The 26863-nt window shown below is 74.5% G+C and carries 23 protein-coding genes and 2 pseudogenes; 13 read left to right on the forward strand and 12 right to left on the reverse strand.

Going from position 1 to position 26863, the window contains the following annotated elements; all coding sequences use genetic code 11:
* Positions 1 to 80: 80 nt before the first annotated feature.
* The 4 genes from AMK29_RS00365 to AMK29_RS00380 all read right to left on the reverse strand — a co-directional run bounded on the left by AMK29_RS00365 (position 81) and on the right by AMK29_RS00380 (position 3601).
* Positions 81 to 1139, reverse strand: coding sequence for an aminotransferase class V-fold PLP-dependent enzyme (locus AMK29_RS00365; RefSeq protein ID WP_073806572.1), 1059 nt, complete (start codon positions 1137 to 1139; stop codon positions 81 to 83).
* A 103-nt stretch (positions 1140 to 1242) separates the two neighbouring features.
* Complete coding sequence (locus AMK29_RS00370) at positions 1243 to 1950, reverse strand: DsbA family oxidoreductase (protein WP_073806573.1); 708 nt, start codon at positions 1948 to 1950, stop codon at positions 1243 to 1245.
* A 64-nt stretch (positions 1951 to 2014) separates the two neighbouring features.
* Complete coding sequence (locus AMK29_RS00375; protein ID WP_073806574.1) at positions 2015 to 2491, reverse strand: GNAT family N-acetyltransferase; 477 nt, start codon at positions 2489 to 2491, stop codon at positions 2015 to 2017.
* Positions 2492 to 2497: 6 nt separating this feature from the next.
* The gene (locus AMK29_RS00380; protein ID WP_241845045.1) at positions 2498 to 3601 is read right to left on the reverse strand and encodes a GlxA family transcriptional regulator; all 1104 of its coding nucleotides are present in this window, start codon (positions 3599 to 3601) and stop codon (positions 2498 to 2500) included.
* A 19-nt stretch (positions 3602 to 3620) separates the two neighbouring features.
* Here AMK29_RS00380 and AMK29_RS00385 point away from each other — a divergent pair, with 19 nt between their 5' ends.
* Positions 3621 to 5024, forward strand: coding sequence for an MFS transporter (locus AMK29_RS00385; protein WP_443334042.1), 1404 nt, complete (start codon positions 3621 to 3623; stop codon positions 5022 to 5024).
* 42 nt (positions 5025 to 5066) lie between these two features.
* Here the strand turns inward: AMK29_RS00385 and AMK29_RS35425 are convergent.
* Positions 5067 to 5383: pseudogene (locus tag AMK29_RS35425) on the reverse strand (helix-turn-helix transcriptional regulator); the annotation flags it as partial.
* Between the two features lie 10 nt (positions 5384 to 5393).
* On the opposite strand from AMK29_RS35425, the gene AMK29_RS35430 reads away from it, so the two are divergent.
* Positions 5394 to 5699 (forward strand): hypothetical protein, encoded by a 306-nt coding sequence (locus AMK29_RS35430; RefSeq protein ID WP_073806576.1) that lies wholly within the window; start codon positions 5394 to 5396, stop codon positions 5697 to 5699.
* Between the two features lie 24 nt (positions 5700 to 5723).
* On the opposite strand, the gene AMK29_RS00400 is transcribed toward AMK29_RS35430, so the two are convergent.
* Positions 5724 to 7229: an aldehyde dehydrogenase (NADP(+)) gene (locus tag AMK29_RS00400; RefSeq protein WP_073808108.1), complete on the reverse strand. Its 1506-nt coding sequence runs from the start codon at positions 7227 to 7229 to the stop codon at positions 5724 to 5726.
* A gap of 149 nt (positions 7230 to 7378) precedes the next feature.
* On the opposite strand from AMK29_RS00400, the gene AMK29_RS00405 reads away from it, so the two are divergent.
* On the forward strand, positions 7379 to 8149 hold the full coding sequence (locus AMK29_RS00405; protein WP_073806577.1) for an IclR family transcriptional regulator: 771 nt from the start codon (positions 7379 to 7381) through the stop codon (positions 8147 to 8149).
* Between the two features lie 90 nt (positions 8150 to 8239).
* On the opposite strand, the gene AMK29_RS00410 is transcribed toward AMK29_RS00405, so the two are convergent.
* Positions 8240 to 8737: a cupin domain-containing protein gene (locus AMK29_RS00410; RefSeq protein WP_073806578.1), complete on the reverse strand. Its 498-nt coding sequence runs from the start codon at positions 8735 to 8737 to the stop codon at positions 8240 to 8242.
* Between the two features lie 206 nt (positions 8738 to 8943).
* On the opposite strand from AMK29_RS00410, the gene AMK29_RS00415 reads away from it, so the two are divergent.
* From AMK29_RS00415 to AMK29_RS00445, 7 genes are all read left to right on the forward strand, one after another.
* Positions 8944 to 9945, forward strand: a complete 1002-nt coding sequence (locus AMK29_RS00415; RefSeq protein WP_073806579.1) for a hypothetical protein — start codon at positions 8944 to 8946, stop codon at positions 9943 to 9945.
* Positions 9942 to 11183: a sensor histidine kinase gene (locus AMK29_RS00420; protein WP_073806580.1), complete on the forward strand. Its 1242-nt coding sequence runs from the start codon at positions 9942 to 9944 to the stop codon at positions 11181 to 11183. The genes AMK29_RS00415 and AMK29_RS00420 overlap by 4 nt, the downstream gene beginning before the upstream one ends.
* Positions 11180 to 11851, forward strand: coding sequence for a response regulator transcription factor (locus AMK29_RS00425; protein ID WP_073806581.1), 672 nt, complete (start codon positions 11180 to 11182; stop codon positions 11849 to 11851). The genes AMK29_RS00420 and AMK29_RS00425 overlap by 4 nt, the downstream gene beginning before the upstream one ends.
* Before the next feature lie 106 nt (positions 11852 to 11957).
* Positions 11958 to 13406: a peptidoglycan D,D-transpeptidase FtsI family protein gene (locus tag AMK29_RS00430; protein WP_073806582.1), complete on the forward strand. Its 1449-nt coding sequence runs from the start codon at positions 11958 to 11960 to the stop codon at positions 13404 to 13406.
* Between the two features lie 163 nt (positions 13407 to 13569).
* Positions 13570 to 14019, forward strand: coding sequence for a hypothetical protein (locus AMK29_RS00435; protein WP_073808111.1), 450 nt, complete (start codon positions 13570 to 13572; stop codon positions 14017 to 14019).
* 86 nt (positions 14020 to 14105) lie between these two features.
* Positions 14106 to 16172 carry a SpoIIE family protein phosphatase gene (locus AMK29_RS00440; RefSeq protein ID WP_073806583.1) on the forward strand — a complete coding sequence of 689 codons (2067 nt, stop codon included), beginning with the start codon at positions 14106 to 14108 and terminating at the stop codon, positions 16170 to 16172.
* Positions 16169 to 18988 (forward strand): SpoIIE family protein phosphatase/ATP-binding protein, encoded by a 2820-nt coding sequence (locus AMK29_RS00445; protein ID WP_073806584.1) that lies wholly within the window; start codon positions 16169 to 16171, stop codon positions 18986 to 18988. The genes AMK29_RS00440 and AMK29_RS00445 overlap by 4 nt, the downstream gene beginning before the upstream one ends.
* A 42-nt stretch (positions 18989 to 19030) precedes the next feature.
* On the opposite strand, the gene AMK29_RS00450 is transcribed toward AMK29_RS00445, so the two are convergent.
* Both AMK29_RS00450 and AMK29_RS00455 read right to left on the reverse strand, forming a co-directional pair.
* Positions 19031 to 20164, reverse strand: coding sequence for a hypothetical protein (locus AMK29_RS00450; RefSeq protein WP_073806585.1), 1134 nt, complete (start codon positions 20162 to 20164; stop codon positions 19031 to 19033).
* Complete coding sequence (locus tag AMK29_RS00455) at positions 20161 to 21093, reverse strand: 5-dehydro-4-deoxyglucarate dehydratase (RefSeq protein ID WP_073806586.1); 933 nt, start codon at positions 21091 to 21093, stop codon at positions 20161 to 20163. The genes AMK29_RS00450 and AMK29_RS00455 overlap by 4 nt, the downstream gene beginning before the upstream one ends.
* A 212-nt stretch (positions 21094 to 21305) precedes the next feature.
* Between AMK29_RS00455 and AMK29_RS00460 the strand changes: the two genes are divergently transcribed.
* Together AMK29_RS00460 and AMK29_RS00465 are read left to right on the forward strand one after the other, a co-directional pair.
* The gene (locus tag AMK29_RS00460; protein ID WP_073806587.1) at positions 21306 to 22115 is read left to right on the forward strand and encodes an NAD-dependent epimerase/dehydratase family protein; all 810 of its coding nucleotides are present in this window, start codon (positions 21306 to 21308) and stop codon (positions 22113 to 22115) included.
* Between the two features lie 59 nt (positions 22116 to 22174).
* Positions 22175 to 22366, forward strand: a pseudogene (locus AMK29_RS00465) (SDR family oxidoreductase); the annotation flags it as partial.
* A gap of 192 nt (positions 22367 to 22558) precedes the next feature.
* Here AMK29_RS00465 and AMK29_RS00470 read toward each other — a convergent pair.
* Positions 22559 to 23524 carry an AraC family transcriptional regulator gene (locus tag AMK29_RS00470; RefSeq protein ID WP_073806588.1) on the reverse strand — a complete coding sequence of 322 codons (966 nt, stop codon included), beginning with the start codon at positions 23522 to 23524 and terminating at the stop codon, positions 22559 to 22561.
* A 202-nt stretch (positions 23525 to 23726) separates the two neighbouring features.
* On the opposite strand from AMK29_RS00470, the gene AMK29_RS00475 reads away from it, so the two are divergent.
* The gene (locus AMK29_RS00475) at positions 23727 to 24956 is read left to right on the forward strand and encodes a TerD family protein (RefSeq protein WP_073806589.1); all 1230 of its coding nucleotides are present in this window, start codon (positions 23727 to 23729) and stop codon (positions 24954 to 24956) included.
* Positions 24957 to 24977: 21 nt separating this feature from the next.
* On the opposite strand, the gene AMK29_RS00480 is transcribed toward AMK29_RS00475, so the two are convergent.
* On the reverse strand, positions 24978 to 25994 hold the full coding sequence (locus tag AMK29_RS00480; protein WP_073806590.1) for a 1-aminocyclopropane-1-carboxylate deaminase: 1017 nt from the start codon (positions 25992 to 25994) through the stop codon (positions 24978 to 24980).
* Between the two features lie 161 nt (positions 25995 to 26155).
* Positions 26156 to 26857 (reverse strand): GntR family transcriptional regulator, encoded by a 702-nt coding sequence (locus AMK29_RS00485; protein WP_073806591.1) that lies wholly within the window; start codon positions 26855 to 26857, stop codon positions 26156 to 26158.
* Positions 26858 to 26863: the final 6 nt, after the last annotated feature.

Consider the following 26863-nt stretch of genomic DNA (forward strand, 5'->3'; position numbering starts at 1 on the left):
CGAGCTCCCGCCCCTCCGTGCGGTCCGGCCCCCGATGCCGCCCGTGCGGGCCTGGTGAGCGGGGCCGCGTCGGGGCGTGGTCAGCCCGCCAGGACGTCCAGGGCCCGGTCCACGTCCGCCGCCGTGTTGTACAGGTGGAAGGACGCGCGCAGGTTGCCCGCGCGGGCGGAGAGCAGGACGCCTGCCTCGCGCAGGGCCTCCGCGCGGTGGCCGAGGCCGGGGACGGCGACGACCGTCGAGTCGTCCATGACGGGCTCGTGGCCCAGGGCGAGGAGTCCGGAGCGGAAGCGGGCCGCGAGCCCCTTGTCGTGGGCCTCGATCCGCTCGATGCCGATCTCCTCCAGGAGCGCGAGCGAGCGGGCGGCCCCGTGGTACGAGAGGAAGGCCGTGGGCTCGTCGAAGCGGCGTGCGGTGCGGGCCAGTTCGCGGACCGGGCCGTAGCTGTTCACCCACAGCTCCTCGCCCGCGACCCAGTTGGCGTGGATCGCGAGGAGCGAGTCCTGCGCCTCCTCGGTGACGGTGAGGAAGGACGCCCCGCGCGGGCAGAGCAGGTACTTGTAGCCGCCGGCGACCGTGTAGTCCCACTCCCCCGCGCGCAGCGGCAGCCACCCCGCCGACTGGGTGGCGTCGAGGAGCGTACGGGCGCCGTGCGCGGCGGCCGCGGCCCGGACCGCCGCGAAGTCGGCCGTCCTGCCGTCCGCGGACTGGACGGCGGAGAACGCGATCAGCGCGGTCTCGGGGCGGACCGACTCGGCGAGCCGCTCCAGTGGCACGAAGCGGGTCTTGAGGTCGCCGCGGATCGTGAAGGGCGTGATGACGGAGGAGAAGTCGCCCTCGGGGAAGAGGATCTCGGCTCCGGCGGGCATCGACTGGGCGATCAGGCCGCAGTGGACGGCGACCGAGCTGCCGACGGCGACGCGCTCGTGGGAGACCCCGGCCAGGCGGCCGAAGGCGGCGCGGGCCTCGTCGACGAGGTCGAAGCTTCCGGCGCCGTCGGGGCGGCCGTCGGCGGTCTGCTGCGCGAGGAGCGTCACGGCCTCGACGGTCCGGCGGGGCAGCAGCCCGCAGGCCGAGGTGTTCAGATAGGTCTGCTTGGGCGCGAACTCGGCGCCGCCGAGCGGCTGGTCCAGGGAATCCATGTCCTCACCCTGGATTCCCCACGATCGCCCGTCAATGGCGATTCGCCCGTGGGGAGACCCAAGGTGCGCTTATCTCCGCAGGTCAGAGGGGCAGGCAGGACGGTCAGGCCCCCGGGACCTCGCAGGAGCCGTCCGGGCCGCAGACCTCGGCGCCGGAGCCGACGGGCTGGAGGACACGGCCCTGCCAGGCCTGCTCCAGGGCCTGGGTGAAGACCTCGGCGGGCTGGCCGCCGGAGATGCCGTAGCGGCGGTCGAGGACGAAGAACGGCACGCCGTTCGCGCCGAGTTCGGCGGCCTCGCGCTCGTCGGCGCGTACGGCCTCGGCGTAGGCGGAGTCGTCGGCGAGCACGGCCCGGACCTCGGTCTCGTCGAGCCCGGCCTCGACGCCGAGCGTCACCAGGGTCTCCGGGTCGAAGACGGAGCGCTCCTCGGCGAAGTTGGCGCGGTAGGCCAGGTCGAGGAGTTCGTTCTGGAGGCCGCGGTCCTTGGCGAGGTGCAGCAGCCGGTGGATGTCGAAGGTGTTGCCGTGGTCGCGGCCCTCGGTGCGGTAGTCGAGTCCCTCGGCGTGCGCGTTCGACGCGACGTGGGCCTCCATGGCGCGGGCCTCGTCGAGCGTACGGCCGTACTTCCTGGCCAGCATCTCCAGGACGGGTCCGGTGTCCCCCTTGGCGCGGTTCGGGTCGAGCTCGAAGGAGCGGTGCACGACCTCGACGCCCTCGCGGTGGGCGAAGTCCGCGAGCCCCTTCTCGAAGCGGGCCTTGCCGATGTAGCACCAGGGGCAGGCGATGTCGCTCCAGATCTCGACGCGCATGTGACTTCTCTCCGAGGGTTGCCGGTGGGGTGTTCGGCCGTGACAACGTCCCCACCGGCCGAGTTCATTCCGTTTGCGGCGCCAGTGTGAGCCGGAGCACCAGGTGGTCGCCGTCGCGCGGGTTCTCCGGGTCGGGGGACCAGCCGTGGGCCGCGTAGAAGGCCCGGGCGCGTGCGTTCTTCTCGAAGACCTCGAGGCGGGCCTCGGTCACGCCGGCGGCCCGCCAGGCGTCGGTGCAGGCCGTGTGGAGCGCGGTTCCGACGCCCGCGCGCCAGCGGGCGGGCAGCACATGGAGCTGGGTGAGGTGCATGAGGCCGTCGCGCTCCCCGTACGCGGCGACGCCGGCGACCTCCCCGTCGCGTTCGGCGCACAGGACGGCCCCGCGGCCGACGGCCGCAGCCCAGCCCGCCCGGCAGCGGGCGACCTCCTCGGGGCCGAGGAAGTCGGCGTCGGGGAGATGACCCCGGTAGTAGGTGGCGCGGGCCTCGGTGTGGAGGGCGACGACGGCGTCGAGGTCGGCGGGAGTGGCGAATCTGATCATGGTCCTTCAGGACGCACGGGAGGACGGGCCGGTTGCGGCCCCGGAGCGCGCCGGGCCCTCCGTGGCGGTACGCGGGCGCGCGGGCCTCTCGGTCGCGACGGTGGCGGTACGCGGGCGCGTGGGTCCCTCCGGTGCGGCAGCGGGAGGCGTCGGCAGGCGGGTGAAGCTCGACCGGTACGCGCTCGGGGTGAGGCCCGTGCGGCGCAGCAGGTGGTGGCGGAGGGAGTCCGCCGAACCGAGCCCGCTGGCGCGGGCCACCCCGTCCATGGGGAGTCCGGTCGTCTCCAGAAGTTCCTTCGCCCGCTCCACGCGCTGGTGCAGGAGCCACTGGAGGGGGCTGACCCCGGTCTCGGCGTGGAAGCGGCGCGAGAGGGTGCGGACGGAGACCCCGGCGTGCCGGGCGAGGTCGGTGAGGCCGAGGGGTTCGTCGAGGTGTCCCATCGCCCACGCGCGCGTGTCGGCGAAGGAGACGCCTCGCTCGGGCGGCAGCGGGGTCTGGGTGAACTGGGTCTGGCCGCCGGGGCGTACGGGGGCGACGAGGGCCTGCCGGGCCACGGTGTTGGCGACGGCGGCGCCGTAGTCGGTCCGGATGACGTGCAGGCAGAGGTCGATGCCCGCCGCGTACCCGGAGGAGGTGAGCACGGGCCCGTCCTGGACGAACAGGACGTCGTCCTGGAGGTCGACGGCCGGATGTCGGGCGGCGAGCAGCGAGCGGTACTCCCAGTACGTCGTCGCCGCCCTGCCGTCGAGCAGTCCGGCCTCGGCGAGCGCGAAGGCTCCGGTGCAGATGGAGGCGATCCGCCGACCGCCGGCGGCGGCGCCGCGCAGGGCGTCGAGGATGCGCGGGTCGGGGTCCGTGACGGAGCCGCTGCCCGCGAGGACGACGGTGTCGGCCTCCGCGACGGCGTCGAGGCCGTGCGGGACGACCAGGTCGAGCCCGCCGGTGGTCGGCACGGGCCCGGGGTCGGGGGCGCAGATGACCGTCTCGTACCCGGGTGCGCCGTCGATCTCCACCTTGCCGAACAGCATCTCCGGGATGGCGAGGTTGAACATCGAGACGGGCGGGGCGGCGATCACCGCGACGCGCCGGGGACGGGACGGGACCGTCATGGCCAGAACCTCCGGACGTATGGCATTCGGGCCGCTACTGTACGGCTCCGTCGATCATGAAGCTGGGGGCATGTCCTCGACGCTCCTCACCGAAACCCCCGCCAGCCGGCCCGTGTCTCCCCGTCCCGCCCTGGTCGCCGCGATGCTCGGATTCGCCCTCCTCACCCTCGACACCTCCGTCGTGAACGTGGCCCTGCCGGCGATCGGCGCCGGCCTGGGGGCGGGGATGTCCGGGCTCGCCTGGGTGGTCGACGCGTACACGCTCGTGCTCGCCGCGCTGCTGCTGTCCAGCGGCGCTCTCGCCGACCGGGTCGGGGCGAGCCGGGCGTACGGGGCCGGGGTCGCCGTCTTCGTCCTCGCCTCTGCGGCCTGCGGTCTCGCCCTGGGGCTTCCGGCGCTCCTCGCGGCCCGGGCGGTGCAGGGAGCGGCGGCGGCCGTGATGCTTCCGGCATCGCTCGCGCTCGTACGGGAGGCGTACGGCGATCCGCGGCGGCGGGCCCGGGCGGTGTCGCTGTGGGCGGCGGGCGGCACGGTCGCGGTGGCGCTCGGGCCGGTCGTGGGCGGGGCGCTGACCACGGTGTGGAGCTGGCGGGGCGTGTTCTTCGTCAACCTGCCGCTGGGGCTGCTCGCGCTCGTTCCGCTGACCCGGGTGGCGCGTTCGTCGCGCGGGACGGCCCCGCTCGACCTGCCGGGGCAGCTGACGGCGATGACGGCGCTCGGGGCGCTCACCTTCGCGGCCGTCGAAGGCGGTACGGAGGCCTGGTGGGCGCTGGGGCTCGCGGGCGGCTCCTTCGCGGCGTTCCTGGTGGTCGAGTCGCGGCGGCGGCATCCGATGGTGCCGCTGGGGCTCTTCCGGAACACGACGGTGGCCGTGGCGGTGGCGGCGGGCTCGGCGAACAGCGTGGCCTTCTACGGGACGCTGTTCGTGTTCAGTCTCTTCTTCCAGCAGGTGCTGGGGCTCTCGGCGCTGGCGGCCGGGCTGATGTTCCTGCCGATGACGGGTCTCCTCGCCGGGGTGAACATCCTGTCGGCGCGGGTGGCGGCGCGGTACGGGGCGCGGCTGCCGATCGTCCTCGGTCAGGTCGTCGCGGTGGCCGGACTGCTCGGGCTGCTCACGGTGGACGCGGAGTCCTCGCGGGTGGCACAGGCGTTGCTGCTCGTACCGCCGGCGCTCGGGGTGGGTTTCTCGCTGCCGCCGCTAATTGCCTCGATGATGGAGGCCGTTCCGGCGGAGCGGGCGGGTACGGCCGCGGGGCTCCTGAACGCGGTGCGGCAGACGGCGGGCGCGCTCGCCGTCGCGGTCTTCGGATCGCTCGCGGCCCGGTCGATGGAGACGGCGCTGCCGGCGAGCCTGCTGATCAGCGCCGGCCTCCTGACCTTGACGGCCCTGGCGTCGCTGCGCCTGCCGGGGCCTCGGGCCTGAGCCCGCGGGGGCCCGTCTCCCGGGTCTCCGGCCGGCACGGGTTCAGGCGCCCTTGCGGTACTGCCCCGGTGCCACCCCGTACTCCCGCTTGAAGGCCTTGGCGAAGGCGAACTCCGACGTGGAGCCGGTGCGTTGGGCGACCGCGCGGAGCGGCAGGTCGCGGGAGCGCAGGAGGCGGCCCGCGGTCGTCATCCGCCCCAGGTGAGGTAGGCGCGCGGTGCGCGTCCGACGAGGGCGGTGGACCGGCGGGCGAAGGCGGCACGGGAGAGACCGCCGAGGGCGCCCAGCTCCTCGACCGTCCAGGCCTTCGCGGGGTCGCCGTGGAGGGCGCGGAGGGCTTCGGCGACGGCCGGGCCGGGCGGCACGGCCGTGCTGTACGGATGGCTGGACCCGCGGCCGGTCGCCCTGTCGAGGAACTGGCCGCAGACCGTCCACACGTACGCCAACGGTGTGCTCGCCGCGACCGAGGAGGGGCGGCGCCGCGCGGCCGGTCTCATCGGCTCGGGGCTGCGGGACGGCTCCCTCGCGCCGGTGATCGCCGAGACCTTCGGGGGTCTGGAGCGGGTCACCGACGCCCATCGGCTGATGGAGTCCGCCACGCACACCTCGGGAAGATCGTGGTGCGGGTGGAGCACTGAGGGTCGCCGCGGTGCGTGCGGAGTCCCGGGGCCGTGATCCGGCGGATCACGGCCCCGGGGGTCAGCGCCTCGGGAGTCCCAGCGGGTTGCCGTCGCGGAGTTCCGGCGGGAGCAGGTGGTCGGGGGTCGACTGGTAGGTGACCGGGCGCAGCCAGCGCTCGATCGCGGTCGCACCGACGGAGGTGGAGGTGGAGGTGGTGGCCGGGTAGGGGCCGCCGTGGTGCTGGGCCTGGGCGACGGCGACGCCGGTGGGCCAGCCGTTGACGAGGACCCGGCCGGCCAGCGGGGTGAGCTCGGCGAGGAGCGAGGCGGCGTCGGTGTCCTCGGTGCCCTCCGTGGCGATGTGGAGGGTGGCGGTGAGGTTGCCGGGCAGCCGGGAGAGGACCTCGGTGATCTCCGTACGGGAGGTGTAGCGGGCGACGACGGTGACCGGGCCGAAGCACTCCTCCAGGAGGAGGTCGTGCCCTTCGCCCTCGGTGAGCAGGGAGGCGTCGACGGCGAGGACGCCGGCGCTGACCGTGTGCGCGTCGCCCGCGCCGGGGGCGACGGGGGTCCGCACCCCGGCGAGCGCGGCGCGTTCGGTGACCCCGGCGACGAAGGCGTCCCGCATCCGGTGGTCGAGCATCGGGCCGGGTCCGGCCGCGGCCACCCCGGCGCCGAGGGCGTCGACGAAGCGGTCGCCCGGCTCGCCGGCGGGGGCCAGGACGAAGCCGGGCTTGGTGCAGAACTGGCCCTGGCCGAGGGTCATCGAGCCGGCCAGGCCCGCGCCGATCTCCTCGGCCCGCTCGTCGACGGCCGCGGTGGTGAGCACGACCGGGTTGAGGGAGCCGAGCTCGCCGTGGAAGGGGATGGGTACGGGCCGGGCGGCGGCCGCGTCGAAGAGGGCCCGGCCGCCGCGTACCGAGCCGGTGAAGCCGGCCGCGGCCACGAGCGGGTGGCGGACGAGTGCCACGCCCGCGTCGAAGCCGTGGACGAGGACGACGACGTCCTCGGGGAGGCCGGCCTTGGCGGCGGCCCTGCGCAGCAGGGCGGCGCTGAGCTCGGAGGTGGCCGGGTGGTCGGGGTGGGCCTTGACCACCACGGGGCAGCCGGCCGCGAGGGCGCTGGCCGTGTCGCCGCCGGGGACGGAGAAGGCGAGCGGGAAGTTGCTCGCGGCGTAGACGGCGACGACGCCGAGCGGGATCTTCCAGCGGCGCATGTCGGGCCGGGGAGGGGTGGCGTCGGGGTCGGGCGCGTCGATCCGGATGTCGAGGAAGGAGCCCTCCTCGACGACGTCGGCGAAGGCCCGCAGCTGGGCCGTGGTGCGGGCGAGTTCGCCGGTGAGGCGGACGGGCCCGAGGGCGGTCTCGGCGTCGGCCGTCTCGACGATCTGCTCGCGCGCGCCGTCGAGGACGTCGGCCGCGGTACGGAGGAAGGAGGCCCGTACCGTCCGGTCGGCGAGGCTCTCCCGCACGCCGTGGGCGGCCCGTACGGCCCGGTCGACGTCTTCCGCCGCGGCCTCCACCGCGACCTGTTCGCGCGGCTTCCCCGTCCGGGGGTCCACACTCCACACTGGTTCTGCCGCCACCGCCACGCCCCTGTTCGCTATTCTGAACACAGTTCCCGTAGATGAACGTTCTCTCCGGGACTCTAGGGACGGCGTGGCCGTCTCCACAAGGGGCGCCGTTCAGCCAGGTGGCCGCCGGACGGCCGGACGACGGAAAAGGGGCGAGGGTCATGGCGACTGCCGACGCGGGCGGAGCGCAGGTGAAGTCCGCGGTGCGGACCGTGGAGCTGCTCGAATACTTCGCCGGACGCCCCGGGATGCACTCGCTGGCCGCCGTCCAGGAGGCCGTCGGCTACCCCAAGTCCAGCCTGTACATGCTGCTGCGCACACTGGTCGAGCTGGGCTGGGTGGAGACGGACTCGACCGGCACGCGGTACGGCATCGGGGTGCGGGCACTGCTCGTCGGCACCTCGTACATCGACGGCGACGAGGTGGTGGCCGCCTCCCGGCCCACGCTCGACCGGCTCAGCGACGACACCACCGAGACCATCCACCTGGCGCGGCTCGACGGCACCAACGTCGTCTACCTGGCGACCCGCCAGTCCCAGCACTACCTGCGGCCGTTCACCCGGGTCGGACGCCGGCTGCCGGCGCACTCGACCTCGCTCGGCAAGGCACTGCTCGCCACCCACACCGACGAGCAGGTGCGCAAGCTGCTCCCGGAGACCCTCCCGGCGCTGACCGAGCACACGATCACCGACCGCGAGCGGCTCATCGAGGAGCTGCACGTCATCCGCGAGCAGGGCTTCTCGGTGGACCGCGAGGAGAACACCCTCGGACTGCGCTGCTTCGGCATCGCGATCCCCTACAGGACCCCGGCGCGGGACGCGATCAGCTGCTCGGTGCCGGTGGCGCGGCTCACCCCGGCCCACGAGCAGATGATCAAGGACGCGCTCTTCGACGCGCGGGACCGGCTGACCCTGGCGACCCGCCGCCTCTGATCACACCGTCACGGGCGGTCGGCGGCGACCGGCCGTCTCGATCACGTCTTCGCACGCGGCCGGCAGCGACCCCGCCGCTCGATCGCGCCGTCACGCGCGGTCGGCGAGCGCCCTCTGCCAGACCGGGCTGTCCACGTAGTGGTTGTCGTACTGCTCCGAGGAGGCCCTGATCTCCTCGGAGCTCGCCTCGCCCCGCATCACCCGGCCGAGCAGGCGCAGGTAGTCGAAGCGGGCCATGCCCGGCGTGAAGACGAAGAGCACGTCGGCCTCGGCGCCGGGGGCCGCCGCGAAGGCGTGCGGGGTGTGCGGCGGGACGAGGAGGAAGTCGCCCTGCTCCAGGACGGACAGCTCCTCGCCCACCAGGACCTGGAGCGAGCCGCCGAGGACGAAGAACATCTCCGAGGCCTTGGTGTGGAAGTGCGCCGGGGCGCCGACCGCGCCCTTCGCGAAGGAGGAGCGGTAGCTGGTGAGCTGTCCGCCGGTGGTGTCGGAGTCGGCGAGCAGGGTCATCACGCTGCTGGGGTCGGCGGTGGTCTCGGCGTCGGCGGCGCGGGTCAGGAGCGGGGCGAAGGTCGCGTTCTCGTTCATGATCACTACCCTAGAGGCCCATTGACCCCTGGTGATGGGTCAATCGATCTTCGGAATAATGGGTCAATTCCCGTGCGTCCGGGCGGCCGTCCGGCAGTCGCGGTGCCCCATGAGGCCCCCGGGGGAGGCCGTCTCCCCCGTGCGGCGGAGGCGGTTCACCGCTCGGCAGGAGGTGGCGCGGGGGGTCTGCGCGCGAGCGTGGAGCCATGACAGAGACCGCTCCCCTCCCCCGTGCCGACCGGCCGGCCCCTCCCCACCGTCCGACCGCCGCCCGCCGGGCGCTGCGCGCGCTCGCGATCCTCGCCTGTGTCCCGTACGTCTCGCTCAAGGTCGCCTGGGTGGCGGGCAGCGAGATCGGCATCCCGGCCGGGAGCGTCCTCCTGGAGCACCCGCGGCTGATGGCGGTCGCCAACGCGGTGACGGTGCTCGCCGACGTGCTCGTCGTCGTCCTGGCCCTGCTGCTCACCCAGGCCTGGGGCCGCCGGTTCCCCGCGTGGCTTCTGGCTCTCCCCATGTGGGCCGCGACCGGCCTGCTCACCCCGATCATGACCGGCTACCCGACCCAGCTCGTGGTCGCCGCCCTCACCGGCGGCGACGGGCAGGCCGACGCGGCCGGCGAACCCTTCCTCGACCCCTGGGTCTTCGGTGTCGTCTACGGCGGGTTCATCCTCCAGGGCCTCGCCCTCGGCACCCTCTTCACCTGGTACGCGCGGGACCGCTGGGGTCATCTCTGGAGCGGCCGGCTCGGCGACCCGGCCGCCCGCGCGGCCGGGCCCGGCGTACGGGCGGCCGCTCTGGCCGGGTCGGTGACCGCGCTCGTGGCGGCCGCGCCCCACCTGCTGTGGGCCGCGGGCGCGACCACCGGCCTCTCCGCCCGGCGGATCTCCGAGCGCGGCGCCGACTTCTTCGTCCTGGAGGCCCAGTGGACCGGCTTCCTCACGGTCGCCGCGGTCGCCACGCTCGCCCTGGTCCTGCGCCGGCCGGCCCGGCTGCGGGTCCGCACCGCGCTCGCCCTGGCCTGGACGGCGTCGGCCGCCGTGGGCTGCTGGGGCGCGTACATGTCGCTCGTCGCCCTGCTCCCGGAGACGGATCCCACCAAGCACGTCCCCGGACTCGTACAGCTGTCCTACGCTGGCGACATGATCACCGGGTTCCTCCTCGCCGCGTGCGTGGCCGCCTTCCTGCGGTGCCGGAGCACCGAGGCGTGAGACGGTGCGCGGTCGCCCTCCTCGGGCAGCGGGCCAGGCGGCGCTGGCTCCATCTGATCGTGGGCGGCGCCCTGTTCATGCCGTTCTGGATGGTCGGCACGCTCGTCCTGGGGCCGTTGCTCGACGACGGCGGCATGTTCTCCGGGGGGCTCGGGGTGCAGTTCGGGGCGTACGCGGTGGGTCTGCCGCTCGTCGCGGTCAGCGCGCTCTTCCCGCCGGCCCGGCCGATGTCGGTCGCCGCCGCGCGGACCCTGTGCGGGGTGCCGGCGGAGCGGTTCGCGGACGGCCCCGCCCGGGGCGCGGCGGCCAGGGCGCGGACGGCGGGCTGGCTGACCCTGCACCTGGGCGCCGGAGCACTGGTCAGCGGGGCGAGCCTGGCCCTGCCGCCGTTCGCGGTGTCGGTGATGGCACTGCCCTTCTCCCCGGCGCTCAGGCGGTCGGAGCTCGGCCGCTTCTGGGGCCTCGACCGGCCGTGGTGGGACTGGGCGGCGCTTCCGCTGGGGTTCCTGATGCTGCTCGCGCTCGCCGCCGTGGCCGCCGCGACCGGAGCCCTGCTGGCCCGGCTGGCGCCCCGGCTGCTCGGGCCCAGTCCGGCGGACCGGATCGCGGCGGCCGAGCGGCGCGCGGCGGAGGCGGAGTCCCGCAACCGGCTCGCCCGGGAGCTGCACGACTCCGTCGGTCACGCGCTGAGCGCCGCCACCCTCCAGGCGGGTGCGGCCCGCCGGGTCCTGGACGGCGGCGCGGGGGCGGACCTGGAGTTCGTCCGGGAGGCGCTGACCGCGATCGAGGAGACCACCCGGCGTACGGTCGGCGAGCTGGACCGGGCCCTCGGGCTGCTGCGCCGGGGCGGGGACGTCGAGGAGGGCGTGGGCCCGGGGCTCGACGCCCTGGAGGCCCTGGTGCGGGGCGCGGGGCCGGAGGTGGCGCTGAGGGTCTCCGGTGACCTCGCCCCCGTACCGGAGGCGCTGTCCCGTGAGGCGTACCGGATCGTCCAGGAGGGGCTGACGAACGCGGCCCGGCACGCGGGCGGGAAGCCCGTCACCGTACGGCTCGACGCCCGTACCGAGAAGGTGGAGATCACCATGGAGAACCCCCTGCCGGAGCGGCCCCCGGTCGCCCGTCCGAACGGCGGGCGCGGTCTGCGCGGCATCGCGGAACGGGCCCGGCTGCTCGGCGGCACCGCCGAGGCGGGGCCGGCGGACGGCGTCTGGCGCCTCGCGGTCAGGATCCCCCGATGAGCGCGGCCCCGGACGCGGTGGTCAGGGTGGTCGTCGCCGACGACGAGCGGATGGTCAGGACGGCCCTGCGGGTGATCCTCGACGCGGAGCCCGGCATCGAGGTCGTCGGCGAGGCGTCCACGGGCGCCGAGGCGGTGTCGGTGGTGCGGGCCGAGCGGCCGGACGTCGTCCTGATGGACGTGCGGATGCCGGAGATCGACGGGATCCGGGCCACCGAGCAGATCCTCGCGGGGATGGCGGAGCCGCCCCGGATCGTGGTGGTGACCACCTTCGAGAACGACTCCTATGTGTACGACGCGCTGCGGGTCGGCGCGGCCGGCTTCCTGCTGAAGCGGGCGGCGGCGGAGGAGCTGGTCGCCGCCGTCCGGCTGGTCGCGCGGAGCGACTCGCTGCTCTACCCGGCGGCGGTGCGGGGCCTGGCCGCCGAGCACGCCCGCCACCGGCCGCCGGTGGCGCCGCCGTGGGTGGGGCGCCTCACCGAGCGGGAGGCGGAGGTGCTGCGGCTGGTGGCGACGGGCCTGGCGAACGCGGAGATCGCCGATCGGATGGGCGTCGGCGCGGCCACGGTCAAGACCCATGTGGCGGCGGTCCTGGCGAAGTCGGGCGCCCGCGACCGTACCCAGGCGGTGATCCTGGCGTACGAGTCGGGCTTCGTACGGGCGGGGTGACGGGTCCGGCCGTCACGGGGCGAACGGTCCGCCGGGATGAAGGTTCGCTGAGAAACGGGCCACATCCGGAACGTCCCCCACCGGCCCGTTCGTCCCACCGGGTGCGATGAACAAGACGATCAGGCACACGTCGGTCTTCGTGCTGCTCCTGGTGCTCGCCCTGCTCGGCCGGGCCACCTGGGTGCAGGCGTACGAAGGCACGGCGCTCGCGGACGACTCGAAGAACCGGCGGAAGACCATCGCGCAGTACGCGCAACCGCTCGGCAACATCGTCGTGGCCGGCTCGCCGGTCACCGGCTCGAAGAAGACGGAGGGAACGGACCTCGAGTACCGCCGCACGTACACGGACGGCGAGCTGTACGCGGCGGTCACCGGATACAGCTCGCAGGCGTACGGCGCCACCCAGCTGGAGGGCATCTACGGTGACGTCCTCGACGGCACCGACGACCGGCTGAAGAACCCGCTCGACGCCCTCACCCGCAAGCAGCAGGAGCCGGGCACGGTCGTCACCACGATCGACCCGGACGTCCAGAAGGCCGCCTACCGGGCGCTCGGGGACAAGAAGGGCGCGGCCGTCGCCGTCGACCCGGCGACCGGCCGGATCCTCGGCATGGTCTCCACCCCTTCGTACGACCCGTCGAAGATCGCCGGGACGACGGACGGCGACGCCTGGAAGGCGCTGACCACCGACGAGGACAAGCCGTTGGTGAACCGGGCGCTGCGGCAGCCGCTGCCGCCCGGCTCCACGTTCAAGCTGGTCGTCGCGGCGGCCGCCCTGGAGGACGGCCTGTACGGCTCGGTGGACACGGCGACGAGGAGCCCCGACCCCTACACCCTGCCGAACACCCGGACGGTGCTGAGGAACGAGAACGCCTCGGCGCCCTGCGAGGACGCCACGATCCGCACCGCGCTCCGGTACTCCTGCAACAACGTCTTCGCCAAGATGGCCGCCGACCTGGGGCAGGACAAGGTGAAGGCGATGGCGGAGAAGTTCGGCTTCAACGAGGACGAGCTGGACGTGCCGGTGCGTGCGTACGCGAGCGTGTACCCCTCGGGCATGGACGCGGCGCAGACGGCGCTCACCGGCATCGGGCAGTTCGACGTGACCGCCACGCCGCTCCAGATGGCCATGGTGTCGGCGGCGATCGCCAACGACGGTCTGCTCGCGGCCCCCCACATGGTCTCAAAGGTCGTCGACTCCGACGGCGACGCGCTCCGGACGTACGAGGACGGCGACACCACGCGGATCGTCTCCTCCTCGACGGCCGAGCAGCTGCGGAGCGCGATGCGGACCGTGGTGGACGAGGGCACCGGCACCAACGCGGCGATCGCGGGGGCCGAGGTCGGCGGCAAGACGGGCACGGCGCAGCACGGCGAGAACAACAGCAAGACGCCGTACGCCTGGTTCACGTCGTACGCGAAGGACGCCTCGACCGGGAAGCAGGTCGCCGTCGCGGTGATGATCGAGGACTCGGGCGCGGCCCGCTCCGAGGTCAGCGGCAACGGTCTGGCGGCCCCGGTGGCGCAGAAGATGATGGCGGCGGCCCTGAAGTGAGCCGGACGCGGGGCGGGGTCGGGCGGACCGGATTGGCCGTCGGACCCCGCCACGCGATATGCAGGATCCCGCTCGTCTCCGAGCACCCGTTCGAACCAGCGATCCTGCTCTCACCTCGCGGAGGACCCCCGTGCGCCTGCCCCGTTCCGTCTCCGGCTGGACCATGGCGGTCTTCGGCGTGCTGGCCGCCGCGCTGGGGGTGGTGGGCCTGGTCGTACCGGACGCGCTGCTCACGGTGATGGGTTTCGAGCCGGTGCCCGACGGCGGGCGCGCGGACGGCGACCACACCCTCGTCTTCCTCACGGCGTCCTCGATGGCCGCGCTCAACATGGGCGTCTACTACGTCCTGGCCGCGCTCGCCGACTGGAAGCCCTTCTTCCGCTGGACGGTCCCCTTCCGCCTCCTCACCTGCGCGGTCTTCACCCTCGCGGTCGTCACCGGCCGCGCCCCGGCCGGGTTCCTGGGCGTGGGCCTGTGGGAGGGCCTCGGCGCGGTGGTGACGGGGGCGGCGCTCCGGTACGAGAAGCGGGCCGCCGAGCCCGCCGGGGAGCCGTCCGCCCAGGACGGGGCCGCCCCGCCGAAGCCCGCCGGGGAGCCGTCCGCCCAGGGCTGACCCTCCCCTCGTGCGCCGCTCGCGGTGCGGGGCGCCCGGTGGGCGGCGAGCATGGAAGGAGGCGCGCGCGGCGGGAGGAGGGCAGTGTGACGGCCGGTTCCTTCCCGGGGGCGACGGGGCGGGTGGGCGTACCCCTCGACGGCAGAGGCCTCCTCGACGTGATCGGGGTCGCCGCGGTCGTGGTGGACGCGCGGGGCCGGATCGTGCTGTGGAGTCCGCAGGCGGAGGCCCTCTTCGGGTTCCGCGCCGACGAGGCGCTCGGGCGGTACGTGGCCCGGCTGATCGTCGGCGAGGAGCACCGGGAGGAGGCGATGCGCCTCTTCGCCGAGGTGCTGCGCGAGGGCACGTCCTGGGCCGGCACCTTCCCCGTACGGCACAAGGACGGCACCGTCCGGCGGGTGGAGTTCCGCAACATGCGGCTCACCGACGACCTGGGCGGCCTGTACGCGCTGGGGATCGCCGCCGACCGCACGGCCGTCGAGCGGGTCGAGACCGAGCTGGCCCTCTCCGACCGGCTGGTCTCCCAGTCACCGATCGGCCTGGCCGTCCTGGACACCGACCTGCGCTACGTCCTGGTCAACCCGACCCTCGAACGGATCAACGGTCTCCCGGCCGCGGGGCACATCGGGCGGCGGATCAGCGAGATGCTGCCGCTGGTCGACGCGGCCGCCCTGGAGGCCTCGCTGCGCGACGTCCTGGCCACCGGCATCCCGCTGCTCGACCAGCCCATCGTCGGGCGGACCCCGGCGGACCCGGACCGCGACCGCGCCTGGTCGGTGTCCTTCTACCGGCTCGAAGGGGCCGAGGACCGGGTCCTGGGGGTCGCGGCCTCGATCATCGACGTGACCGAGCGGCACCTCGCGGACGCGGTGGCGGACCGGTCACGGCGGCGGCTCGCGCTCATCGCGGACGCCTCGGCCCGGGTCGGCACCACCCTGGAGGTGGAGCAGACCGCCGACGAGCTGGCCTCCGTGGTGGTGCCGGCGCTCGCGGACATCGCCGCCGTCGACGTCCTCGACTCCGTCCTGACCCTGCGCAGGCCCGGCGCGCCGGAACACGGACCCGAGCTGTTCCGGGCGCTCGCGGTGAAGGCCGGGGCGCGGACGGAGGCCCTGCCGGCCGCGGACCCGCCGGGGGCGATCACGATGTACGGGGCGGACCGGCTGGTCACCCGCTGCGTGCACACCGGCCTGCCGGTCCTGGTGGAGCACGTCGGACCCGGTGACCTGGCCCGGATCGCGCGGAGCCCGGAGGCGGCGGAGCTGCTCGCCAAGGCCGGGGTGCACTCGTACCTGGCGGTGCCGCTGATCGCGCGCGGCGAGGTGCTGGGGGCGCTCGACCTCAAGCGGGACCGGAACGCGCTGCCCTTCGACGGCGACGACGTGCTGCTCGCGACGGAGCTCGCGGCGCGCGCGGCGGTCAGCATCGACAACGCGCGCTGGTACCAGAGCGTGCGGAACTCGGCGGTGACCCTCCAGCGCAGTCTGCTGCCCGGCACGCCGCCGGAGCGGGCGGGACTCGAGGTCGCGGCCCGCTACCAGCCGGCGCAGGCGTCGAGCGAGGTCGGCGGCGACTGGTACGACGTGATCCCGCTCTCCGACGACAAGACGGCGCTGGTCGTCGGTGACGTCATGGGCAGCGGGATCGACGCGGCGGCGACGATGGGGCGGCTGCGGACCGCGACCTGCGCGTTCGCCGACCTGGATCTCGCGCCCGCCCAGGTGCTGCGGCATCTGGACCGGATCACGTCGGGCCTGGAGCACTACATCGCGACCTGTCTCTTCGCCGTGCACGACCCGGCCCGTGGCCGGTGCCGGATCTCGAACGCGGGCCATCTGCCGCCGGTGCGGGTCCCGGCGGACGGACCGGCCGAGCTGGTCAACGTGCCGCCGGGGCTGCCGCTCGGGGTGGGCGGTGCCACGTTCCGTACGACCCGGGTGCCCTTCCGGCCCGGAGACGTGCTCGTGCTGTACACGGACGGTCTGGTCGAGACCCGCGACGAGGCGATCGACGACCGGCTCGCGCTGCTCGTGGGCCTCCTCGACGAGGCGCGCGGGCCCCTGGAGGAGACCTGCGACCTGCTGCTGCGGGCGCTGCGGCGACCGGGCGCCGCGGACGACGTGGCGCTGCTCATCGCCCGGAGCACCGGATGAGGGCCCGGGATCGGCGGGACGACGCCGCCTCCGGCACCGGCCGGGAGCAGCGGCGGGGCCGGCGGCCGACAGGGGAGTCGCGGCCGGGGCAGCGGGAGCGCGGGACCGGGCTCCGGAGCGTCGCCGGGCAGGTGTTCGCCCTGGAGGCGCTGATCGCGCTGCTCGTGATCGCGGCGGCCGTGTTCGTGACCCTGCACCAGGCGCGCAGCGACACCGAGCACGACGCCCGGATCCGTTCGCTCGCGGTCGCGGAGGCCTTCGCGAAGTCGCCCGGTGTCGACGAGGCGCTGGCCTCGCGCGATCCGACGGCCGAGCTCCAGGACCGGGCGGAGGCGACCCGGCGGGCGACGGGGGTGGACTTCATCGCGGTCCTGAGCCTGTCCGGGGTGCGGTACACCGACTCGGAGCCCGAGCTGATCGGCCGCAGGGCGACCGGTGACTTCACGCGCGCGACGGTGGACGGCGAGTCCTACACCGAGCTGTTCCGGGGTGCCCCCAACGACGCCGTACGGGCCGTGGTGCCCGTCGTGGACGAGCGGGGCCGGATCATCGGCATGGTCACCAGCGGCATCGAGCTGGAGAGCGTCACGCACGCGGTGGAGGGGCGGCTGCCGCTGCTCGCGGGCGCGGCGGGCGGCGCGCTGGTGATCGCCGTGGGCGGGGCCGCGCTGGTGAGCCGGCGGCTGCGGCGGCAGACGCACGGCCTCGGTCCGGCCGAGATGACCCGGATGAAGGAGCACCACGAGGCGGTCCTGCACGCGGTGCGCGAAGGGGTCCTGATCATGGGCTCCGACCGCCGGCTGCTGCTCGCCAACGACGAGGCGCGGCGGCTGCTCGGGCTCTCCGCGGACGCGGAGCGGCAGCACGTGTCGGAGCTCGGGCTCGACCCGAGGACGGTCGAGCTCCTGGAGTCGGGCCGGGCGGCGACCGACGAGGTGCACCGGGCGGGCGACCGGCTGCTCGCGGTGAGCGTGCGGCCCACGATGCCGGACGGGCACGAGTCCGGCTGCGTGATGACGATGCGGGACACCACCGAGCTGGCCGCCCTCACCGGTCGGGCGGCGGTGGCCCGTGGCCGGCTCCAGCTGCTGTACGAGGCGGGGGTGCGGATCGGGACGACGCTGGAGGTCGTACGGACGGCGGAGGAGCTGGCGGAGGTGGCGGTGCCGCGGTTCGCGGACTTCGCGACGGTGGAGCTGCTCGAACCGGTGCTGCGCGGCGAGGAGCCGCCGGGGGCCGCGGCGGCGACGACGGAGATGCGGCGGACGGCGCTGAGCGGGCTGCGTCCCGACCAGCCGCTCCAGCCGGTCGGGGACACCGTGCGGTTCGACGTCCGCAGCACTCCGATGGCGAGGGCGCTCGGCGCCGGTCACGCGGTGGTGGAGCCGGAGCTGGCGGCGGCGGAGGGCTGGCGGGCGCAGGATCCGGAGGGGGCGGCGCAGGCCCTCGCCTTCGGGATGCACTCGCTGCTCACGGTGCCGCTGCTCGCGCGCGGCGTGGTGCTGGGGATGGCCAACTTCTGGCGCGCGGACACCCCGGAGCCGTTCGGGGAGGAGGACCTCTCGTTCGCGGAGGAGCTGGCGGCGCGGGCGGCGGTCGCGATCGACAACGCGCGCCGGTTCACCCGGGAGCACTCGATGGCGGTGACGCTCCAGCGGAGCCTGCTGCCGCGGGTGCTGCCGGAGCAGAGCGCGGTGGACGTGGCGTACCGCTATCTCCCGGCGAAGGCGGGGGTCGGCGGCGACTGGTTCGACGTGATCCCGCTGCCGGGGGCGCGGGTGGCGCTGGTGGTGGGGGACGTGGTGGGGCACGGGCTGCACGCGGCGGCGACCATGGGGCGGCTGCGGACGGCGGTGCACAACTTCTCGACGCTCGACGTGCCGCCGGACGAGCTGCTCGGCCATCTCGACGAGCTGACGGCCCGGATCGACGACCGGTCGGAGGGGCCGGAGGGCGAGGGGCGGCGGCGGGAGGAGGGCATCACGGGCGCGACCTGTCTGTACGCGATCTACGACCCGGCGTCGGGGCTGTGCACGGTGGCGAGCGCGGGGCATCCGGGGCCGGCGCTCGTGGGTCCCGACGGGCGGGTCGAGTTCCCCGAGCTGTCGCCGGGGCTGCCGCTCGGGCTCGGTCTGGGCGACGTGCCGTTCGAGGCGACGGAGCTGCGGGTGACGGAGGGGAGCAAGCTGGTGCTCTACACCGACGGGCTCCTGGAGGACCGGGGCCGGGACCTCGACACGGGGCTCGGGCTGCTGCGGTCCACGCTGGCCCGCCCGGACCGGACCCCGGAGCAGATCTGCGCGGACGTCCTGGCGACCCTGCTCTCCCCCTCGCCGCGGGACGACATCGCGCTGCTCGTGGCCCGGACGCGGCTTCTCGAACGGGACCGGATCGCCGAGTGGGAGGTGTCACGGGACCCGTCTGCGGTGTCGCCGGTGCGGAACGCGGCGGCGGCGAAGCTGACCGAGTGGGGGCTGGGCGACCTGGCGTTCTCGGCGGAGCTGATCCTGAGCGAGCTGATCACGAACGCGGTGCGGTACGGGGCCGATCCGGTCCGGGTACGGCTGCTCCACGACCGGACGCTGATCTGCGAGGTCTCGGACGGCAGCAGCACCTCCCCGCATCTCCGGCACGCGGCGACGACGGACGAGGGCGGGCGCGGGCTGTACCTGGTGGCGCAGTACGCGGAGAGCTGGGGCACCCGGTACGCCCGGCGCGGCAAGACGATCTGGGCGGAGCTGCGGCCGGGCGTGGGCGGTGAGCCGGCGCCGGTGCCGTTGCCCGACATGGACGCGCTGGAGGACCTGGCCTGGTGAGGGCGGCCGGGCCGCCCGCCCCGGACCGGCGGACGCCCGGGGCTAGCCGAGTTTCCTCAGGGCCGTCCGGACGGCCGTCAGGTCCTCGTCGGAGGCGAGACCGGCGTGGTAGAGCCGTAGTTCCGTCGCGCCCGCGTCGCGGGTCCGTTCGGCGTCCTCGGTCAGCCGGTCGGGGGCGCCGCCCATGCCGGCGACGACGGACAGGTTCGCGGCGAGGACGGTGTCGGGGCGGGCGTGGGCGGCGAAGTCACCGACCCGGGGCGGGCGGGCGACCACCCCGTCGGCGAGGCCCAGGACGTGGGCGGGGTCCGTGCCGGCGTCGGCGCCGCAGCGGTACGGGTCGGGGTCGGCGTGCAGCAGGACCCGGAAGCCCGGCGGCGCGGCGGCCCGTACGGCGGCCACGGCGTCCTCCTGGAGGGTGCGGGCGGTGGCGGCGCGCCAGGCCAGGGCGGGGCCTTCCGGCGCGCCGAGGCCGCCGGCCGGTCCCGCTCCCGTCCACACCGGCTCCAGGGCGCGGCGCACGGCGGCGGCCAGTTCGTCGGGGTCGGCGCCCCCGTCCGCGTACCCCTCGCGGCAGGACGCGCAGAAGCAGAGCGACATCAGGTACTGCTCCCGCTCCCCCAGGGCGACGCCGCCGGTCTTGTCGTGGGCGTGCAGGTGGGCGAGGCCGTACCAGCCGCAGGACTCCAGTTCGGTGCCGGCCGCGCCGGGCCGTACGGCGGCCTCGGCGGCCAGGTCGACGAGCAGGGCGCGGACCTCGGGGCGTCCGATGCAGGGGGCCCAGGGGTAGCGGTCGCCGTAGGCGTTGACGACGGAGGTCTCGGGGTGTTCGGCGCCGAGGCGGGAGTTGTGGGCGAGGACGACCCAGCTGTGCACCTCGACGCCGGTGGCGGCGAGGGCGTCCGCGGCCCGCCCGAAGGAGTCGCCGGGGGCCCACCGCCCCGCCGGGTAGGGGCGGAGGGGGCGGTCGGCCCAGCGGTCCGGGTCCGGCGGGTAGAGCACGGCGGCGTGCTCGGCGGTGACGATCCGGTGGGCGGGGTGGCGGGGGGTCAGGGCCCGGGTGGAGTGGTAGGCGGCGGCGAGGGTGACCTGCGCGAGGCCGAGGCCGGCGAGGAGCTCGGGCGCGGCGGGGTCGCCGTCGACGTCCCAGGGGTAGACGAAGGCTCCCGTCCTCACGCTCCGGCCTCCTTGAGGCGCGAGCGGGCGTGCTCGACGAGCCGGACGAGCGTGTCGACGTGCTCGGGGGCGGGCTCGCTGAGCGGCGGGCGTACCTCGCCGACGTCCAGGCCTCCTCTCCGTACCGCGGCCTTGACGAGCGAGACGGCGTATCCCTTCCCCTGGGCGCGGAGTTCGACGAGGGGCCGGTAGAAGGCGTCGACGAGGAGGTCCACGGTGGGGTCGTCGCCGGTGGTGAGGGCGCGGTGGAAGGCGAGGGCGAGGTCGGGGGCGAAGCAGAAGACGGCGGAGGAGTAGAGGGTGACGCCGATGCCCCGGTAGGCGGCGCCGGTGAGTTCGGCGGTCGGCAGGCCGTTGAAGTAGAGCAGGTCGAGGCCCTCGGAGCGGACGGCGCTGACGATCCGCTGCATGAGGTCGAGGTCGCCGAGGCCGTCCTTGAGCCCGATGATCCCGTCGGTGCGGGCGAGGGCGACGGCGGTGTCGGGGGTGAGGATCGCGTTGTCGCGCTGGTAGACGATGACGTCCAGCGCGGTGGCGGCGGCGAGTTCGGTGTAGTGGCGCAGCAGGCCGGCCTGGTCGGCGACGACGAGGTAGGGCGGCATGGCGAGGAGTCCGTCGACGCCGGCCTCCTCGGCGAGCCGGGCGTAGCGCACGGCGAGGGCGGTGCCGTAGCCCGCGCCCGCGACGACCGGGACGCGGCCGGCGGCCTCGTCGACGGCGGCGGCGACGCAGTCCCTGAACTCCTCGGGGGTGAGGGCGTGGAACTCGCCGGTGCCGCAGCAGGCGAACACGGCCGCGGCGCCCGCGTCGATCCCCGCGCGTACATGGGCGCGGAAGGTGTCGAGGTCGACGGAGCCGTCCGGCGCGAAGGCGGTGACGGGGAAGAACAGCAGGCCGTCGAGCCGGCCGGCGAGCGGGGCAGTGGTCACGGGCGCTCCCAGAAAGTCCGTCGTGCAGGGCCATCGTGCACAGGTATGACTGTCATCCATATTCTTGAACAGCGTCGTTCCGCACGCTAGAACAGCGCGGAACGACCGGTCAAGAAGCGAACGCGCCGTATCTCACACCCTTGACGCTCCATCGGACCGCTCCCTAGCGTGTCCACGGTTGTGAATGCCACTCAGCAGAGGAGACCCGCTCCATGTCCGCACCCCGCACCGTCCTGCTCACCGGCGCCGCCGGGGGCGTCGGCACGCTGATGCGGGAGCTGCTGCCCCCGTACGGCTACGAGCTCCGCCTCCTGGACGTCGCCCCGGTGCCGGGGGCGCCGGACGCGATCGTCGCCGACCTCGCGGACCGGGCGGCGCTGCGCGAGGCGGTCAGGGGCGTCGACGCGATCGTGCACCTGGCGGGCATCTCCCTGGAGGCGAGCTTCGAGAAGATCATGGCCGCCAACATCGCCGGGACGTACCACCTCTACGAGGCCGCCCGCGAGGAGGGCGTCCGGCGCGTGGTCTTCGCCTCCAGCAACCACGCCGTCGGCTTCACCCGCCGCCCCCGCGAGGGCGAGCCGCTCGTCCCGGTCGACACCCCGCACCGCCCCGACACCTTCTACGGCCTCTCCAAGTGCTTCGGCGAGGACCTGGCGCAGCTCTACTGGGACCAGCACGGCATCGAGACCGTCTCCGTCCGCATCGGCTCCTGCTTCCCGGAGCCCACCTCGGTGCGGATGCTGTCGATGTGGCTCAGCCCCGCCGACTGCGCCCGGCTCCTGCACGCCACGCTCACCGCCCCGGACGTCGGCCACACGGTGGTGTACGGCTCCTCCGCCAACACGCGCGCGTGGTGGGACCTCTCCACCGCCCGGGCGCTCGGCTTCGAGCCGCGGGACGACTCGGAGGCGTACGCGGAGAAGCTCATCGCCGAGAAGGGCCTCCCGCCCGAGGGCAGCGCCGACGACCTCTACCTGGGCGGCCACTTCTGCGTGGACCCGCCCCGGTGGCCGCACTGAACGACGGACGCGACGACAGGATCCGCACCATGGACGACCGCCCCCTCGCCCTCGTGACCGGGGTCGTCAATCCGGGCCCGGTGGACACCGGCTGGATGACGGAGGACCTCCGCGAGGAGATGGCCCGGCAGACCCCGCTCGGCCGGCTCGGCACACCCCGGGACACCGCGCACCTGGTGGACTTCCTCTGCTCCCCCGAGGGCCAATGGATCAACGGGCAGCTGCTGATGAGCAACGGCGGACTGGCCTGAGCGGAGATACGCAGGACCCGGCCGGACTGATACGGGGGAGCCGGCCGGGGCCCGGGTCACGGGTGCGCGCTGGCAGACCGGACCTGCTCACCGTAGGCCCCGACGAAGATCATCGCGAGCCGCTGAACGCGACCCCTGTCCGGAATGCGCGGCGGGTCGACGCACGGAGGCACGGACCGGCGCGCGCCGCCCTCAGCCGGACGCGCGCAGGGTGGAGGACGGCGACTCTCCGTACTTCTCCCGGTAGCGCGCCGCGAACCGGCCCTGGTGGGCGAAGCCCCAGCGCCAGGCCACCTCGCTGACGCTCACCTCGTCCGGCGCCGCCGACCGCAGCTCCTCCCGGACCCGGTCGAGGCGGACCTCCCGTACGTACGCCATCGGGGACATCCCCACGTACTCCCGGAACGACTCCTGGAGGCGGCGCACGCTCACCCGGGCCAGGGCCGCGAGCTCGGTGGTGGTGAAGGGGTGCTCGGGGCGTTCCCGTACCGCGTCCATCGCGCGCTTGACCGGGGCCGGGCGGCGCGGCTCCCCCGGGTGGGCGAGCGCCTCGCGCCAGGGGTGCTCGGCGGCCAGCAGCAGCCCGTTGAGCAGCGCCTCCTGCAAGGGGCGCGCGACCAGCTCGTGCCGGGCGAGGCCGTCGCCGGCGAGCGCCTCCGCGGCGACCTGGCGGGCGAAGCGCACCCAGCTCAGGCCCGGCCCGCGGGTGATGTCCAGGCCGGGCGTGAAGACCAGCGGGCCCCGGGGCGGGCGGCCCATCAGCCGCTCCAGGCGGTCGCGCAGCTCGGCCGCCCCCACCTTCACCGACAGCGCCCGGCAGTCCCCGCTCCAGCGGTCGAGGACGGTCTCCCCCGCCGGGTCCAGGAGCAGCGCCTCGGCGGGCGTCGCGACGATCGAGGCCCCGCCCTGACGCATCTCCATCCTGCCGCTGAGCGGCGCGTTCAGGTGGTAGGCGCCGAGTTCACCGAAGCTCATCCGCACATCGGCCCCGCAGCTCAGGTCGCCGATGACCAGCGGGCCGAGCGCGACGGTGTCGAAGCGCGCCGCGAAGGGGCGCCGCTCCCGGTCGACGACGTCCATCCGGCTCGCGTAGTAGCGGACGTCGAGCTCCTCACGCGCCTCGTCGACGTCCCGCGTGCGGAAACGGCTCCCGGCCATGACTTCTCCTGCCCCCACAGGACCCACGGGCCCCTCCACCCCCACCACACCCATGGGTCGTAAGAATATTCATATGACGGATCTGACCGGGAACGGCGGGATGCCCGGCATGGGGCGGCCGAGGTGACCGCCGCGTCACCGGGGTGGCCCAACCCGGCGAGGGTAAGGGAACGGCAAAGGGGCGCGGATCGTTACCCCTGGCATGACCGCTATGACCCCCGGCTCGAACATCCCTCTCACCGCCACGCGCGTGGCGGTGGACGTCGCCGCCCCGGTGCGGCTCGACGTCTCGGGCCTGCTGCTCGGCGCCAACGGCAAGGTGCGCTCGGACGACGACTTCATCTTCTACAACCAGCCGTCAGGCCCCGGTGTCACCTACCGCTCCGGCGGCGGCACCGCCCCCGACGCGATCCAGGTCGACACCGGCGCCCTCCCGCCGGGCATCGAGAGGATCGTCGTCACCGCGAGCCCCGACGCCGCGGGCCAGACCTTCCAGGGCATCGAGCCCACGGCTACCCTGCGCAACGCGGACGACGGCAGCGTCCTCGCCACCTTCACCCCGCCGCAGCTGGCCACCGAGACCGCGCTCGTGGTCGTCGAGATCTATCTGCGCAACGGCGCGTGGAAGGCCCGCGCCGTGGGCCAGGGGTACGCGAACGGGCTGGCCGGCATCGCGACGGACTTCGGCGTCTCCGTGGACGACGCGCCCGCCGCCGCCCCGGCAGCCCCCGCCACCCCGGCAGCCGCCCCCGTCGCCCCGCCCGCCCCCGTCGCGCCTCCGGCCCCGCCGGCGCCCGCCCCGGTGGACCCCCGCGTCGCGGCCGCCGCACCCGCCGCCGCCCCCGTCTCCACCGGCAAGATCAACCTCGACAAGGGCCGGGTCAGCCTCCAGAAGAACCAGACCGTCTCCCTGGTCAAGGGCGGCCGCCCGCTGCTCTCCCAGGTCAAGATGGGCCTCGGCTGGGAGCCCGCCTACCGGGGCAAGGACATCGACCTGGACGCCTCCGTCATCGCGTACGGACCCCAGCGCAACCACCTGGACAGCTGCTACTTCGGCAAGCTGACCATCCTGGGCGGCTCGGTCAAGCACTCCGGCGACAACCTCACGGGCGAGGGCGCGGGCGACGACGAGGTGATCGTCGTCGACCTCGGCCGGCTGCCGGCCGAGGCCACCGGCCTGGTCTTCACGGTCAACTCCTTCTCCGGCCAGAAGTTCACCGAGGTCGCCAAGGCCTACTGCAGGCTGATCGACGCGGCGACGAACGAGGAACTGGTCCGTTTCGACCTGACCACCGCGGAGCCGCAGACCGGCGTGATGATGGCCAAGCTGATCAAGCAGTTCTCCGGTGAGTGGGAGATGACGGCGCTGGGCGAGTTCGTGAAGTCCCGGACCGTCCGGGGCATGGTGAAGCCGGCCGCCCAGGCACTCTGAGCGACCGGCCGCGGCGCGTGTCTAGAAGAGCGCGCTGTAGGCGTTGAGGGCGGGCTGGCCGCCGAGGTGGGCGTAGAGCACGGTCGAGTCCCGGCCGATCTCCCCCCGGTCCACCAGGTCGATCAGACCCGCCATCGACTTCCCCTCGTACACGGGGTCGGTGACCATGCCCTCGGTGCGGGCGGCGAGCCGCATCGCGTCGAGGGTGGTCTCGTCCGGGACGCCGTACACCCCGGCGTGGTAGCGCTCGTCCAACTCGACGTCGGCCGCCGTCACCGGCCGCTCGACCCCGATCAGGGCCGCGGTGTCCCGGGCGATCCGGGTGATCTGCTCCTGCGTCGGACCGGGCTTCGCCGAGGCGTCGACGCCGATGATCCGGCGGGCCGGTCCGCCCTCCTCGGCCAGCGCGGCGAAGCCCGCGACCATGCCGGCCTGGGTGGAGCCGGTCACCGAGCAGACCACCACGGTGTCGAAGAAGACGCCGAGCTCACGCTCCTGCTCGACCACCTCGTACGCCCAGTTCGCGAAACCGAGGCCGCCGAGAGGGTGGTCGGAGGCGCCCGCGGGGATCGCGTACGGCGTGCCGCCGCCCTCCTCGACCTCGCGCAGGGCCTGCTCCCAGCTCTCCTTGAAGCCGATGCCGAAGCCGGCCCGGACCAGCCGCACGTCGGCGCCCGCGAGACGGCTGATCAGGATGTTGCCGACCTTGTCGTAGACGGGGTCGGGCCAGTCGACCCAGCTCTCCTGGACGAGCACGCAGCGCAGTCCGGCGCGGGCGGCGACCGCGGCGACCTGCCGGGTGTGGTTGGACTGGACGCCGCCGATGGAGACGAGGGTGTCGCAGCCCCGGGCGAGGGCGTCGGCGACCAGGTACTCCAGCTTGCGGGTCTTGTTCCCGCCGTACGCGACACCGGAGTTGCAGTCCTCGCGCTTGGCCCAGAGGGTGGCGCCGCCGAGGTGATGGGTGAGCCGTTCGAGCGGGTGGACCGGCGAGGGCCCGAAGAGGAGCGGGTAGCGGTCGAAGTCGGTGATCGGCAAAGCGGCTCCCGGTGAGTGACGGCTGCTGGACGGCGTGCGAGGAGGCTCGGCGGTGGGCGGTGGGCGGTGGGCGGCGGGGTGTGGGGGCGCACTCCGGCATGCGGCGGCGCACCACAGCTGTGGCGGCGCACCTTCGGCGTACGGCTGCGAGCGGCGGCGCGCTACGGGGCCGTGTCGGGGGTGGGCCCGGGGATGCCCGTGACCTCGGCGACCTCGATGGCGTCGTCCGCGAGCTGTTCGAGCGCCGCCCAGATCTCCGTGGTGACCCGTACCGCCTCGGCCGTGTCCCCCGCCTCGCAGGCGTCGATGAGCCGGGTGTGCAGCTCGGCCGATCCGCAGCTTCCGGCGTCGCCGAACAGCCGCCGCTCGACACGGCGGATCAGCGGGGTGTAGCGCGCGATCGTGGCGGCGGCGGCGTGGTTGCCGCTGGCGATGACGAGGACTTCGTGGAGCTCGTCGTCGGCGGCCAGGGCGGCTTCCACGTCCGAGGCCCGGACGGCCGCCGTGAAGCGCTCGTTGGCCGCGCGCATGGCCCGGATGCCCTCGGGGCCGAGGAGGGGCACGCCGGTCCTGGCGGCGAGTTCGTGCATCACCCGCACCACCGCGGCGGCGTCCCGGACGACCCGGCTGACCGGCCGGGTGACCCGGGTGTAGCTCTGCGGCTTGGACTCGACGAGCCCCTCGTCGCCGAGCCGGGCCAGGGCCTCGCGCACGGGTGCGCGCGAGAGCCCGAGCCGCTCGGCGAGATCGGCGTCCTTGAGCGGCGCGCCGGGGGCGAGGTCACCGCGCACGATGGCCTCACGGAGCGCCTCGTACGCCCGGTCGCGCAACAGGGTCCGGCCCACGGGCCGTAATGCGTCCATGGGTTG

Source organism: Streptomyces sp. CB02261 (assembly GCF_001905665.1).
In the GTDB taxonomy this organism is placed as follows: Bacteria; Actinomycetota; Actinomycetes; order Streptomycetales; family Streptomycetaceae; genus Streptomyces.